Genomic DNA, 14,902 nt, shown 5'->3' on the forward strand with positions numbered 1-14,902 from the left:
AATTATAGTTACTCGTTTTTATTTGTTTACTTTTTTTCCATTGATATATGTATTTATAAAATTGGTATTCTTTACGTTTTTTAATAAATAGACTGAGTCTACTTTTTCTATTTTCACATTTTTAAGCGTAATGTTTTCTACTGGGGATTCTGCATAGCCTTCTGCCCAAACGCCATATTTTCCACCATTTTTTACCTTAACATTTTCGAGATTTATATTTCTTACTGTTGGTATAAAATTTCCTGTTTGCGAGCCATAGACGTTATAAAACATGGTAACCAGCAAAACGCATTCTTTTACGGTTCCTACTTCAAGGTTTCTAACAAAAATATTTTCAATTACTCCTCCTCTTTTAGAATTGGTTTTGATACGAATGGCACGATCTAAATTTGGACTATCCATTACACAATTCTCGACAAACACATTATTAACTCCGGCAGAAATCTCACTTCCTATCACAACTCCGCCATGACCGTCGATCATTTTACAGTTTTGAACAATTATATTTTTACTAGGAATCGCTACTCTTCTTCCATCGGCATCGCGGCCGGCTTTAATAGCAATGCAATCGTCTCCCGTATTGAAAGTGCAGTTTTTGATTATTACATTTTGAGAATATTCAGGATCACAGCCATCATTGTTTGGTCCGTGGCTGTTTACGGTTACACCGTCAATAATGATGTTGTTGGTTTTTATGGGATGCAGAATCCAAAAAGGAGAATTGATAACTGTTATATCTTTTACCAAAACGGTATTACATTCAAAAAACTCAATAAAATTTGGGCGAAGATATCTTCCTTCTCCAAATACTCTTTCTGCAACCGGAATCCCTTTTTCAGCCATATCAACCAAAACTTCTCTATTTGTTGGATCATTTTGGGACGGAATTCCTTTTTTCCAGCCATAACCTTTTCCTCCAGACCAAATCCACCAATTTGTACTGTCTGCCTGACCGTTTAAAGTCCCTTTTCCTGTAATGGCAACATTGGTTTTGTTTTTAGCATATATAAGAGGAGAGTAATTCATCACTTCTGTTCCTTCCCACGAAGTATGAACGATTGGATAGTCTTTTGGATTTAAACTGAAAAGAATTTCTGCATGATCTTCTAAATGCAGGTTTACATTGCTTTCTAAATGAATGGCTCCGGTTAAGTATTTTCCATTTGGAACCAGCACTTTTCCGCCGCCATTTTCTGTACAGGTTTTAATTGCTTTTTCGAAGGCTAAAGTGTTTAAAGTTTTACCATCAGAAACAGCTCCAAAATCATTTATATTATAGGTTTTATCCTGAAATTTTGTTTGAGGAAGACTTTTTATGGTCAGTTCTATGTTTTTCCATGGGTCAGATTCAGAGAAAGCGACAACTTTTTTAGCGCAGGATATAGTCAAAACAACCATAATACTGGCAAAAACAATTGATTTATACGCTATAATCCTGTTTATAATCATTTTTGTGGAATATCAAGTAAACGATGTTGAAAATATCAATAACTATGTAATCGATTACACGAAAGTAGAAAATATGTTCCACTCAACCAAATTTATTTAGAAATTTATTGTATTTTTAATTTTTATTAAGAATTATAATTACATTTAATGCAAAAATTATTATAATTTATTATCATTGTAAAATAAAAAACGTTGTAGTAATTCATTATGGTAATCGATAACATTAAATATTACGTTATCTAAAAAAAATGTATTTTTGTCTAAGAATTTAACTTGTAAAAACCCTTTTTAATGAGCGAAAAAGTAACCATTTATGATATTGCCGAAAAATTAAATATCACTGCAGCTACTGTTTCCAGAGCGTTGAATAACAACCCGAAAATAAAAGAAAGCACTCGTGAGTTGGTTATTAAAACCGCTGCCTCAATGAACTATAAGCAAAACAAACTTGCTTTAGCATTAAAAAGCGGCCGAAGTAATAATATTGGCGTAATTGTACCGCGTATAGACAGTAACTTTTTTGCCTCTGTGATCAGAGGAATTGAAGAAGAACTGCATCCTCATGGTTATCAGGTAATTATTTGCCAGACACATGAAAGCAAAAAAAGAGAAAACGAAAATTTATATACTTTAATAGATGCTCAGGTTGACGGAATTTTAATGTCTGTAACTGATGTAACTGACGAAAATGACGGTGCATTTCAATATGTTCTTCAAAAGAATGTTCCGCTGATTTTTTTCGATAGAAGCAAACATATTGAAGGTGTAAGTTCTGTTACGATAAACGACTTTAGAGGCGGTTATTTAACGACAAAGCATTTAATTAATGAAGGCTGCAGGCATATTGCACATTTCTCTGGAGATCAATCGCTGGAAATCTTTAAAAACAGGTTTTTAGGCTACAAACAAGCTTTGCTGGATCACGGAATTGATTTTAAGGAAGAATATGTTATTTATACGAAAAGTGCTGTCGAAGCAGGAAAAGAAGCGGTTGATAAACTGCTGCAATTAGAAACACCGCCGGATGCTATATTTTCTGCGAGTGATTTTGCGGCATTAGGCGCGATACAAGAATTAAAAGAAAGAAACATTAGTATTCCGAAAGAGTTTTGTGTGGCTGGTTTCAGTAACGAGCCTTTTACTAAATTCATGGAATTATCTATAACTTCTGTAGATCAGTCGCCGCTCGAAATGGGAAAAATGGCAGCACGCGTTTTCTTAGAACAGGTTGATAAAACAGAAACAATTAAAATCGAAAAAAAGGTAGTTCTCGCACCAGAATTACACATCCGTAAATCTTCATCAAGAAGCACCTTTTAGTTTTTTAAACCATATAAGTGATATAAGTAAATTTAAGTTTGCTTTTGAATTAATAAAAAAGGCAACTCTCAATGAGTTGCCTTTTTGTTGATGTAAGTATAAATCTAAAATGAACTTATATCACTTATATGGCTAAAAAAAGACGCACTGCTGTGCGTCTCTATATATAAACCTTTGTCAATTTGTATCTCTGTACCTTTGCACCTTTGTAACTAAAAGCTAAAGCGATACTCCTCTTTTCCAAGGAATGAAATCGTTTTGGTTTAATATTGCTGCTTTGGTTTTGATTGTTCCGCTGGCAACATCTATAATAAACTCTAACATTTCATCTGCCATTTCATCAATTGATTTTTCTCCGGTGATGATTCCCCCCGTGTCAATATCAATGATATCAGACATTTTATTTGCTAACTGTGTGTTTGAAGAGATTTTTACAACCGGTGCAATTGGGTTTCCTGTCGGAGTTCCTAAACCTGTTGTAAACAATACCATGTTTGCTCCGGAACCAACCATTGCTGTTGTACATTCAACGTCATTTCCTGGCGTACAAAGTAAAGTTAAACCTGGTTTAGAGATGTATTCACCGTAATCGAATACTCCTGTAATAGGCGAAGTTCCTCCTTTTTTAGCAGCTCCTGCAGACTTCATTGCATCTGTAATTAGACCGTCTTTGATGTTACCCGGAGACGGATTCATATCAAATCCTGAACCAGCATCTACAACCGTTTTTTCGTACCATTGCATTAGATCCAAGAAACGTTTTCCGCCTTCGTCTTCAACACATCTGTTTACTAATTCCTGCTCAACACCACATAATTCAGGGAATTCAGAAAGAATTGTAGTTCCGCCTAAAGCAGCCAATAAATCTGAAGTAACTCCTAAAGTCGGGTTTGCAGAAATTCCAGAGAATCCGTCAGATCCACCACACTCTAAACCAATTTTTAATTTAGATAATGGAGCTGGTTCTCTCTTTATTTCGTTTGCTTTTTTAATCGCTTCGAAAGTATCTTTTACAACACTGCTTAACATCGTTTCGATTGTTCCGATAGCTTGCTGATCGTAAATTAAAACCGGTTTTTTACTGTCTGGATTAATTGCATCTAAAGCATCTTTGAAAATCTGAATTTGAAGATTCTGACATCCCAAACTTAAAACAGTTGCTCCGGCAACGTTTGGATTATTTACATAACCTGCCAATAATTTAGCCAGACTATGAGAATCCTGACGAATTCCGCCGCAGCCGCCTTGGTGCGTGATGAATTTTACTTCAATATTGTTGAATAAATTAGCATCGTTTGAAGCCGCTTCATTACCAGCACCGCCAGTTTCTGATTTTACTAAAGAACGTAATAATAATTGATAATCATTTTCTTTAGGCTTCATCAATTCTTTCTCAAAAATATCCTTTAAGATTTCGATATTTCTGTTTTCACAAAATACTAACGGAAAAAACAACCAAACATTTTCAGTTCCAACTTGTCCGTCTTCTCTATGATAGCCTTGCCAAGTTCTGTCTTTCCATTTGTCGATGTTTGGAGCAGTCCAGCCAATTGTTTCTGTTTTACCAGTAACTTTATCGCTTTCGTGTTTTACATTTTCAGTAGAAAGCAATCCTCCTCTTTCGATTCTTGCACTAGCTTTCCCTACTAAAACTCCGTACATAATGATTCTGTCCCCTACATTAAAAGGAACCATTGCGATCTTATGTTTCATCTTTACATCTGTCTCAATCGCAACTGATTCTCCTTCGAAATCAATTACTTCGCCAGCTGTAAGATTCACCAAAGCAACCGCTACATTATCGGTTGGGTGAACTTTTATTAATTTTTTCTGCACTGCCATAATCCTTATTCTTTTTGCTTTTTGTTTTTTTTGCTTTTTTTATTTTATTCTTTCCTGAAACTTGGCAAAACCAGCTTCAATTCCATTTGCATCTATTTCTTCTAAACCAATTGTAATCGCTTTTGTTAATCCAGGAATTTCAGTTAAATCTTCATCCCAAAAACTTTTATTTTGCAAAGTAAGTCTCGCTATTTTTTCATAATCATCTGATTTCCATAAACCATCAAAAAACGAAACGATATCTTCACTGTCATTAACCGGTAAGCTTTGCCCATTCCATGTTCCTTTGTAGAAACGTATTAAAGCAGCAAATGCAAAAGTCAAATGTAGTGGCAATTTTCCATGAATATCAACATATCCTGTTAAACTTGGCAAAACACGAACTTTAAATTTCGAAATTGAATTTAAAGCAATTGATGACAATAAATGCTTAATAAACGGATTTCTGAAACGATCTAAAATTTCTTCAGAGAAACTTGCCAATTCTTGTTTATCCATGTTTAAGGTTTCATTGATTTCCTCAAAAACAGCTTTATTAATAAATTCTCCTGTAAAAGCATTATCAACAGTTTCTTTTACAGTTTCATTTCCGTAAAGTAACGAAAATGGCACCATAGCAGTATGCGCTCCATTTAAAATTCTAACCTTACGTGTTCTGTAAGGCTGCATATCTTCTACAATTTTTACATCAAGATCTGTTTTTTCAAACGGAAGTTTTGCTTTTAATTCGTCATCTCCTTCGATAACCCATAAAAAGAATGATTCTGCACTCACAATCAAATCATCTTTATAATCCAACTGACTGTTATATTCTTCGATTTGATCTTTCGGATAACCCGGAACGATTCTGTCAACTAATGTATTATGGAAACTACAGTTGTTTAAAATCCAGGAAATAAATTCCTGACCTAGTTTCCAGTCTGTACAATATTTTAAAATAACTTCTTTTAAAGTATCTGAATTATAATTAATTAACTCACAAGGAATAATTGTTAATCCTTTATCAGCGGCACCATTAAAATGTTTAAATCTTTCATGCAAAAGTACGGTTAATTTTGCAGGGAAAGATACAGGAGGCTGCATTGTAGGCAAGTCTGAAGCAATATATTCAATTCCGGCTTCAGTTGTATTTGATATAATAAAAGCCAGTTCTTCTTCTTTTGCTAAAGCTATATACTCTTTAAATGAAGCGTAAGGATCAACTGCTTTTACAATATTAGTTATTAATTCTTTTTCCTGAATTTCTTCTCCTTTTTTTACACCTTTCATAAACAAAGTGTATAAACCATCCTGTGCATTGATCATATTCACCAAACCTTTATCAATAGGCTGAACAACAGCGATTCCGGCATTAAAATCTGCTTTTTGGTTTAACTTCTGAATTGCATATTCTACAAAAGCTCTTAAGAAATTACCTTCTCCAAATTGAACTATTTTAATAGGAAGCCTGTTTGAAAACTCTGAATTTGATCTGTTAATTTTTTCCATTTTAATTTTAACTTTAAAGTGTTATAAATAACCACTTAATACCTTATTGACATTTTAATACATTGTAAATGAAACATTACACTCGTAATTAAAACAGATCTTGCTGTGAGGAATGACAAGATTTATTTTTCAAGCGTAATGCTCAATTACAATCTCTAAAATCTAAAAAAAACGCATAAATAAGGATTGGCATGATTACTCCTTATTTATTTTCTAATATTTTTTATAATGTCAAGAACCTGTTTAACCTTAACCGTTAAACCATCGAAATCTTTATTATCTAATATATCTTTTGAAATCAATTGTGATCCTAAACCAACACAGGTTGCCCCTGCGTTAAGCCAGGAACTCAAGCTTTCAACTGTAGGATAAACACCTCCTGTAGGCATAATGTTTGTCCACGGACAAGGTCCTTTTATCGCTTTTATAAATTCTGGTCCGTAAATATCTGCAGGAAATAATTTTACAATTTCACAACCTAATTCTTCTGCTCTTGCAATTTCCGTAAGCGTTCCGCAGCCTGGTGACCATAATACTTTTCTACGATTACAAGCAATTGCTATATCTTCTCTAAATACCGGAGTTACAATAAAATTAGCTCCTAAACTCATATATAAGGAAGCCGAAGCCGCATCTGTAATAGAACCAACACCCAAGATCATTCCCGGTAATTCTGCTAAAGCATATTTATTTAAAGCTCCAAAAACTTCATGTGCAAAGTCACCTCTGCTGGTAAATTCCATTAATCTGGAACCTCCGTCATAACAAGCCTTCAAAACTTTTTTACTTAATTCAATATCAGAATGAAAAAACAACGGCACCATTCCGTTATCTTTCATTGTCTGTGCAACCTCTATTCTTGAATATTTTGCCATATCTCTAATTAATTATCTTGATACTAATGCAGAACCATCACCATCAATCATATTTTCAACTTCTTTTAAAGTAACCAGATTATAATCTCCTGCAATTGTATGTTTTAAACAGCAGGCTGCTACTGCAAAATCTAATGCTCTCTGGTTATTATTTTGATATTCTAACAATCCGTAAATCAATCCGCCCATAAAAGCGTCACCGCTTCCTACTCTGTCTACAACTGGCGTAACTTCTTTTACAGCAGCCTGATAAATTGTTTTTCCGTCAAATAAAACACCGCCAATTCTTTGGTGCGATGCACTTACAGAATAACGAAGCGTTGTTGCTGCGATTTTTAAATTCGGAATTAATTCAAACAACTTTGAGTATAAGACCGGAAGTGATTCCTGATCCTGATAATTAGGGTTTTCTTTTGGAATTCCTAACATAAAATAAGCAGTATCAATATCGCCTAAAATAACATTGCTGTATTGCAGCATTTCCGGCATTACTTCGCTTGGCGTTTTGCCATACTGCCAAAGTTTTGATCTGTAATTTAAGTCGCAGGAAATTTTAATTCCCAATTTATGAGCTGCTTTAATAGCTTCTAAACACGCTTCCGCAGCGGTTTGAGAAATCGCTGGCGTAATACCGCTCCAATGGAACCACTCTGCTCCTTCTAAAACTTTTTCCCAGTCTATCTGACCTTTTTCAATAGTTGCCATTGCACTATGCGCACGATCGTAAACTACATTACTGCCGCGTGTTCCGGCTCCGGTTTCCAGAAAATAGATTCCTAAACGATCTCCTCCATAAACAATGTTTTTGGTCTCGACATTCATTTTTCGCATTTCTTTTAATGCCGATAAACCAATTTCGTTTTCAGGTAATCTTGTAACAAATTCGGCATTTACACCATAATTAGCCAAAGAAACACATACATTAAATTCTCCGCCTCCGTACGTAGCACCAAATGCTGTAGATTGCGAAAAACGTAAGTGTCTTTCTGTCGATAAACGCAGCATGATTTCTCCAAATGTAACTACTCTACTCATTATTTTATATTTTTTTATTTTTTTTACCATTAAGGCATTAAGTTAATTAGATGTACTCACTTTTCTCTTGAGTTAAATTAAGCTTATTAAGATCTCACCCTTAATTATCTTTTGAGCATTTAACCTTAAATACAAAGGCAAAAACTTAATTATCTTAATCTCTTAATGGTTTAAAAAAACTTTTTTTTAGAATTTGAAATATTCTTTTGCGTTATTGTATGAGATGTCAGAAACTAATTTCCCAATCCATTCCATATCGTTTGGAAGTTCTCCGCGTTTGATTTCATCTCCTAAAAGATTACATAAAATACGTCTGAAATACTCGTGTCTTGGGAAGGATAAGAAACTTCTTGAATCTGTAAGCATTCCAACAAAACAGCTGATTAATCCCATATTTGAAAGCGCGTTTAACTGCTTTGTCATTCCGTCTTTTTGATCTAAAAACCACCATCCAGAACCAAATTGTACTTTTCCGCGAACACTTCCGTCGTTGAAATTTCCAATCATCGTTGCCATAACTTCGTTATCAGCCGGATTTAGGTTATAAATAATAGTTTTAGACAATTTATCTTTACTGTCCAATGCATTTAAAAAGCTTGACAGTTTTTGTGCCTGCGGATAATCTCCAATAGAATCCCATCCGGTATCCGGGCCTAAAATTCTGTGCATACGAGCATTATTATTACGCAACGCACCTAAGTGAAACTGCTGCACCCATCCAAATTCATGATAGGTTTCAGATAAAAATAATAAAACGGCACTTTGGAATTTTAAAGCTTCTTCTGAAGATAAAATTCTATTTTCTCTTTTCTTTTTGAAGATTGAATTTATTTCAGATTCTGTAAATTCTTCAAAATAAATCTGATCTAAACCGTGGTCACTTAATTTACAGCCATTTGCATTAAAAAATTCAATTCTGTTTCTTAATGCAGTTTGTAAATCAGCATAAGTATTAATTGCAACTCCGGACACATCCCCTAATGTGTCCAGATATGCATTATAACCATCATTAGCAATTAAGATGGCTTTATCGGGTCTGAAAGCCGTACTCATTTTAGTTCCAATTGGATTTTTTGCCAGTTTTTGGTGAAACTCTAAACTGTCAATTGGATCTTCAGTAGTACAAACTAATTCAGCGTTTACTTTTTTAAGAAGGTTTTGTGTGCTGTATGCCTGAGAATTTATTTTCTCAGTTGTTTCGATATAGATTTTCTCTGCATTTTTTTCATTCAGCAGGTCATAAATATCAAAATAGCGCGCTAACTCTAAATGTGTCCAGTGATACAAAGGATTACGCATCGTGTACGGAACTGTTTTTGCCCAGTTTAAGAACTTATCTTTATCTGAACCATTTCCTGTTACAAACTGCTCGTTGATTCCTAATGTACGCATTGCACGCCATTTATAATGATCTCCATTGATCCATACATTTGTAATGTTATCAAAAATCTTATCTTCGGCAATAAACTGAGGATTTAAGTGATTATGATAATCAATAATGGGCTGGTTTTTAGAGTAATTGTGATACAACTCTTCAGCGTATTTATTTTCTAACAGAAAATTATCGTGTATGAATGTCTGATTCGCGCTCATGTCTTTTTAAAATATATTTTGAGAATTATTCTTCGTTTGAAGGTTTTCCTATTGTAGCCAGGATTCCGCCGTCAACATATAAAATGTGACCGTTTACAAAATCACTCGCTTTAGAGGATAAAAATATTGCCGCTCCTGCTAAATCACTTGGATCTCCCCATTTTGCAGCAGGAGTTCTGCTGATGATAAAATCGTTAAACGGATGTCCGTCAACTCTAATTGGTTTTGTTTGTTCTGTAGCAAAATAACCCGGCCCGATTCCATTGATCTGAACATTGTATTTTGCCCATTCTGTTGCCATGTTTTTCGTCAGCATTTTTAAACCGCCTTTTGCAGCAGCATACGCCGAAACGGTATTACGGCCCAATTCGCTCATCATGGAACAAATGTTGATGATTTTTCCTTGTCTTCTTTCGATCATTCCTTTGGCAACATGCTTAGAAACGATAAACGGACTTACTAAATCTATATCAATTACTTCTCTGAAATCAGCAACTTCCATCTCAAGAAGCGGAATTCTTTTAATAATTCCTGCGTTGTTAATTAAGATATCGATTGGCCCAACTTCACTTTCAATTTTTTGAACAGCTGCTTTTACTTCTAGTTCTTCGGTTACATTAAATTTATAACCCACAGCGTTGATTCCTTCGCTTTGAAGTGCTGCCACAGCGTCATCAATTTTTTGTTGAGACGAATTTCCGTTTATCACAATTGTAGCTCCGGCTTGTCCTAAACCTTTTGCCATTGCCATTCCCAGTCCGTGTGTACTTCCTGTAATAAGAGCAACTTTTCCTTTTATATCAAATAAGTTTGTCATTTTCTTATTTTAAATCAGTGATTTTACAAACATCCATATCTCCGTAATCTAAGTTTTCACCCGCCATTCCCCAAATAAAAGTATAATTGCTGGTTCCTGAACCTGAGTGAATTGACCAAGGCGGAGAAATAACTGCCTGATGATTGTTCATCCAGATATGTCTTGTTTCCTGAGGCTGTCCCATAAAATGACAAACTGCCTGATTTTCCAGAATATCTAAATAAAAATAAACTTCCATTCTGCGATCGTGTACGTGTGCCGGCATGGTATTCCAAACACTTCCCGGCCTTAGTTCTGTCATTCCCATTTGCAATTGGCAGGTTGTTACAACACTTCCAATAATCATTTGGTTTACTGTACGATGATTCGCCGTTTCCATCGTACCCAATTCTAATTTATTTGCTTCTGCCAGACTTACTTTTACCGTTGGATAAGTTGTGTGAGCCGGTGCAGAGTTGATGTAAAATTTAGCCGGATTTTTGCTGTCAGTACTTTTGAAAATTACTTCTTTATTGCCGCTTCCAATGTATAAGGCATCTTTAAAACCAAGTTCATAAGACGTTCCTTCAACTACTACAGAACCGCTTCCTCCAACATTAATAATTCCTATTTCTCTTCTTTCTAAAAAATAAGGCGCTTTAAGCGGATCGATTGTTTCCAGAGTTAAATCACCTTTTACAGGAACTGCAGAACCTGCAATATATCTGTCGTAATGCGAGTAAACCAATACAACTTCATCTTCCTGCATTAAGTCATCGATTAAGAATTCTTCTCTTAACTGCTGCGTGTCGTATTTTTTTACTGCTTCTGGGCTTGACGCGTATCTTGAGCTATATTTTGTCATAATTTTATTTTAATGTAATCGATTGCACAAATTTAATTTTTTATATTGAAAAAGCATAATTCAAACGGAAAAATATTTCAATAAAGCTAAATTACAGATTTGTAATTGGACTATACTTTGGAACTAAAGTTTTCATAACTACCCAGCCAATTAAATAACATACCGCACAGATTGAGAAAATAATCATATATCCTGTATTGATTCCATCAGAAATTACGGCTCCGCTTTTCTCTAATTCTTTAAAGAAAGTTTCTGGAATAGGCTGTGTTACAAATTGCGGGAATTTCTCTAAAAATGGCTGTCCGTTTACAGTCGTGAATGTTTTATGCGTATAATCGAATAATAATCCTGAACCTTTATTAATCAAAGTTGAACCTAAACCTCCTGCCAAGCCTCCAATTCCTGTAATGGTCGCAATCGCTTTTTTAGGAAACATATCTCCAACGGTTGTAAAAATATTTGCCGACCATGATTGGTGCGCTGCTCCAGCGATTCCGATAATAATGATAGGAACCCAATAACTGATATATCCTAAAGGCTGTGCGACTAAAGCTAATAGTGGAAAAAATGCAAAAATCAGCATCGCTCTCATTCTTCCTTCGTAAGGGTTCATTCCTTTCTTTTCAACAAAATAAGTTGGAAGCCATCCGCCAATTATAGATAGTAAAGTAATCATATACAAAACAAATAATGGCAATGCAGCTTCTGTAGAATCCATGTGGTATACAGAACTTAAGTAAGCCGGAGTCCAGAATAAAAAGAACCACCAAACACCATCTGTCATGAATTTACCAAAAGCAAAAGCCCAGGTTTGTTTGAATTTTAAACATTCTACAAAAGAAACTTTGGAAGTTGTTTCCGGAACATAACCTACTAATTTACTGTCTGCAATATCATCTTGCTGAATATAAGCTAATTCTTCTGCACTTACTCTTTTATGTCTTTCTGGTTTATCGTACATAAAAACCCAGAATCCCATCCAGATAAAACCTAATGCACCAATGATGATAAATGCCATTTCCCATCCAAATGATTTTGCAATAAAAGGAATTGAAATTGGAGCTGCTAAAGCACCAACTGTTGCACCAGCGTTAAAGATACTGGTAGAAAAAGCACGGTCTTTTTTAGGGAAATATTCGGCAGTAGTTTTAATTGCTGCAGGAAAGTTTCCGGCCTCACCAACTGCCAGGATAAAACGAGCGAAAATGAACAATGTAACACTTACATTAATTACTTTTCCGGTATCGCTCAAGCCACTGATTATTTCTTTTGATCCTTCAAAGCCAACCAACCAGTTGCCTGTTATAATTCCTGAAGTTGCAATACCACAAAAAGCGTGTAAACAAGCTCCTATAGACCAAATCCCGATAGCCCAAAGAAATCCTTTTTTAGTATCTAACCAATCTACAAATCGTCCTGCAAACAACAATGAAACAGCATAAAAAATAGAAAACAGCGCAGTAATGTTTCCGTAATCATTGTTTGTCCAATGAAACTCCGGTGCGATAAAATCACTCCAGGTTAATGAAAGAACTTGTCTGTCGAGGTAATTAATGGTGGTTGCAAAAAACAAAAGCGCACATATACTCCAACGGTATTTTCCTGCAGATTTAATACTTTGATTTACTGTAACAGCATCGGTTTGATTCATGATTGTGGTTATTATAGTTAGATTATTTAATTTTAAGATCTATATACAAATGCATAATTTAAACACATTAGAATCAAGAGATTAAAATTATAGGATTGCAATAATGTAATCGATTGCACAAATATAGTTTTTAATCTTTATATTCCAAATAAATTATATATAAAATTATTTTCCGTATCAAATTTAAGACATTGCATAAAAAAAAGAACCCAAAATTACACATTAACCAATATATTTGTTAAAAGCCAATAGGTGAAATTTATCCGTATTTAGGGGTAAAATTGTCCCGGGATTTAATCCAAGTGAAATTGTTTTTAATTACCTTTCATTTATTCAAATCCAAATTTATAAATCAGCCCGATCAAATAAGTAAACAATTGTAAAACAAATAATTAAATTTAACATTGAAAAATTCAAAAAAACAATATTTTAGAAAAACTGTATTAAGTTTCATGCTTTTTACAGCGGTATTATCCAATATAAAAGCACAGAATCAGGTAATTCTGCTTTGGAATAAAATTCCGGATGAAATTAAAGCGCCGGATTATAAAGAAAAAGAAGTAATAAATGATGGAAAAGTTCAAAGTACCAGTTTGGTTACAATTCCAACATTAACGGCATTTTTTCCGAATGTAACAAAACCAAATCAAACTGCTGTAATTATTCTTCCCGGCGGAGGATATCAGCATTTGGCCATTGATAAAGAAGGAACAAAAGTGGCACAATGGTTTAATAGTTTAGGAATTCCTGCTTTTGTATTGAAATATAGACTTCCGAATGATTTAATAATGAAAAATAAGAATGTCGGCCCGCTTCAAGATGCACAGGAAGCAATTCGCTATGTAAGGCAAAATGCTGCAAAATGGAATATTGATCCTAACAAAATTGGAATTTTAGGCTTTTCGGCTGGCGGACATTTGGCTGCTACCCTATCTACTCATTATGAGGATAACGTTTATGAATCAGCTTATAAAGTAAGCGCCCGTCCCGATTTTTCTCTTTTAATTTATCCTGTAATTTCAATGCAAAATGATATTACACACAAAGGTTCGCAGATTAATTTACTAGGAAATAATCCTTCACAAGATTTAATCGATTCATTTTCAAACGAAAAGAAAGTTACCACAAAAACACCTCCCGCTTTTTTAATTCATGCTACAGATGATACGGTTGTTTTACCAGAAAATAGTATCGATTATTATTTAGCACTGAAAAAAAATGGTGTTACAGCAGAGTTACATTTATATGAAAAAGGCGGCCACGGTTTTGGTTTAGGAGTAAATGACACCAGCAAATATTGGACTAGAGACTGCGAAGAATGGCTAAAAGTAAACGGCTATAAGTAAATCAAAAAGTATTATACAAAAAAAAAGGTTTTTAGAAGAGGCCAACCAATTAACCAAATCTAAAAACCTATAAAAAATTAGACATTTGTTGTATTATTTGCAAATTCCTACAAGTTACCCATGATAAAGTGAATATGTCAAATTTTTAAAAATTAAAAAAATTGTTTTCTCCAAAAACAGTTTAACCGTTAAGATCTTTAAGGAATAATTTAAAAGGTAGATAAATCATTATTTCAATCTCAACAAGACAAATCTAATACAGCCTTTTGAGATCCCATTACGGGTTTCCCGTATATTTTTTTTAAAGGTTCTGAGGTTCTAAGTGGCTAAGGTTCTAAGTTTTTTTTTAAAACTTAGAACCTTTCTTGTTCTAGATTAAGTTGAAACCGTAATCAAACAAATAAATTTGCATAGTAAATTACAAGTTCTGTCAAAAACTGAAACAAAATAGAAAGGAAAAAACTTAGAATCTCAGCATCTTTAGAATCTTAGTATCTTTCTTATTCTAGATTAAGTTGAAGCCAAAACAAAATAAATAAATTTGCATAGTAAATTATAAGTTCTGTCAAAAACTGAAACAAAATAGAAAGGAAAAAACTTAGAATCTCAGCATCTTAGAACCTCAGTACCTTTCTTATTCTA

Annotated in this window: 11 protein-coding genes; 2 read left to right on the forward strand and 9 right to left on the reverse strand. The window is 34.1% G+C overall.

Going from position 1 to position 14,902, the window contains the following annotated elements; all coding sequences use genetic code 11:
- Window positions 1-18 precede the first annotated feature (18 nt).
- Window positions 19-1,449, reverse strand: a complete 1,431-nt coding sequence (locus ASD98_RS01505) for a glycoside hydrolase family 28 protein (RefSeq protein WP_056199153.1) — start codon at window positions 1,447-1,449, stop codon at window positions 19-21.
- 291 nt (window positions 1,450-1,740) lie between these two features.
- On the opposite strand from ASD98_RS01505, the gene ASD98_RS01510 reads away from it, so the two are divergent.
- A complete protein-coding gene (locus tag ASD98_RS01510) occupies window positions 1,741-2,769 on the forward strand; it encodes a LacI family DNA-binding transcriptional regulator (RefSeq protein ID WP_056199156.1) in 1,029 nt (342 codons plus the stop codon).
- Between the two features lie 219 nt (window positions 2,770-2,988).
- Here ASD98_RS01510 and ASD98_RS01515 read toward each other — a convergent pair whose 3' ends face one another.
- The 8 genes from ASD98_RS01515 to ASD98_RS01550 all read right to left on the reverse strand — a co-directional run bounded on the left by ASD98_RS01515 (window position 2,989) and on the right by ASD98_RS01550 (window position 12,914).
- Entirely contained in the window at window positions 2,989-4,611 is a 1,623-nt protein-coding gene (locus ASD98_RS01515) for a UxaA family hydrolase (protein WP_199866259.1), read from the reverse strand.
- A gap of 39 nt (window positions 4,612-4,650) precedes the next feature.
- Window positions 4,651-6,099 carry a tagaturonate reductase gene (locus ASD98_RS01520; RefSeq protein ID WP_056199158.1) on the reverse strand — a complete coding sequence of 483 codons (1,449 nt, stop codon included), beginning with the start codon at window positions 6,097-6,099 and terminating at the stop codon, window positions 4,651-4,653.
- A gap of 206 nt (window positions 6,100-6,305) precedes the next feature.
- Window positions 6,306-6,974: a bifunctional 4-hydroxy-2-oxoglutarate aldolase/2-dehydro-3-deoxy-phosphogluconate aldolase gene (locus ASD98_RS01525; protein ID WP_056199161.1), complete on the reverse strand. Its 669-nt coding sequence runs from the start codon at window positions 6,972-6,974 to the stop codon at window positions 6,306-6,308.
- 12 nt (window positions 6,975-6,986) lie between these two features.
- The gene (locus ASD98_RS01530; protein ID WP_056199637.1) at window positions 6,987-8,009 is read right to left on the reverse strand and encodes a sugar kinase; all 1,023 of its coding nucleotides are present in this window, start codon (window positions 8,007-8,009) and stop codon (window positions 6,987-6,989) included.
- Window positions 8,010-8,195: 186 nt separating this feature from the next.
- On the reverse strand, window positions 8,196-9,602 hold the full coding sequence (gene uxaC, locus ASD98_RS01535) for a glucuronate isomerase (RefSeq protein WP_056199164.1): 1,407 nt from the start codon (window positions 9,600-9,602) through the stop codon (window positions 8,196-8,198).
- Between the two features lie 25 nt (window positions 9,603-9,627).
- A complete protein-coding gene (locus tag ASD98_RS01540; RefSeq protein ID WP_056199167.1) occupies window positions 9,628-10,419 on the reverse strand; it encodes a gluconate 5-dehydrogenase in 792 nt (263 codons plus the stop codon).
- Window positions 10,420-10,423: 4 nt separating this feature from the next.
- On the reverse strand, window positions 10,424-11,263 hold the full coding sequence (gene kduI / locus ASD98_RS01545; RefSeq protein WP_082577766.1) for a 5-dehydro-4-deoxy-D-glucuronate isomerase: 840 nt from the start codon (window positions 11,261-11,263) through the stop codon (window positions 10,424-10,426).
- Between the two features lie 91 nt (window positions 11,264-11,354).
- Window positions 11,355-12,914, reverse strand: a complete 1,560-nt coding sequence (locus ASD98_RS01550) for an MFS transporter (RefSeq protein ID WP_056199171.1) — start codon at window positions 12,912-12,914, stop codon at window positions 11,355-11,357.
- Window positions 12,915-13,318: 404 nt separating this feature from the next.
- Here ASD98_RS01550 and ASD98_RS01555 point away from each other — a divergent pair, with 404 nt between their 5' ends.
- Window positions 13,319-14,260 carry an alpha/beta hydrolase gene (locus ASD98_RS01555; protein WP_056199175.1) on the forward strand — a complete coding sequence of 314 codons (942 nt, stop codon included), beginning with the start codon at window positions 13,319-13,321 and terminating at the stop codon, window positions 14,258-14,260.
- The last annotated feature ends 642 nt before the right edge of the window (window positions 14,261-14,902 follow it).

It is taken from the genome of Flavobacterium sp. Root186, from assembly GCF_001428525.1.
Lineage (GTDB): Bacteria > Bacteroidota > Bacteroidia > Flavobacteriales > Flavobacteriaceae > Flavobacterium.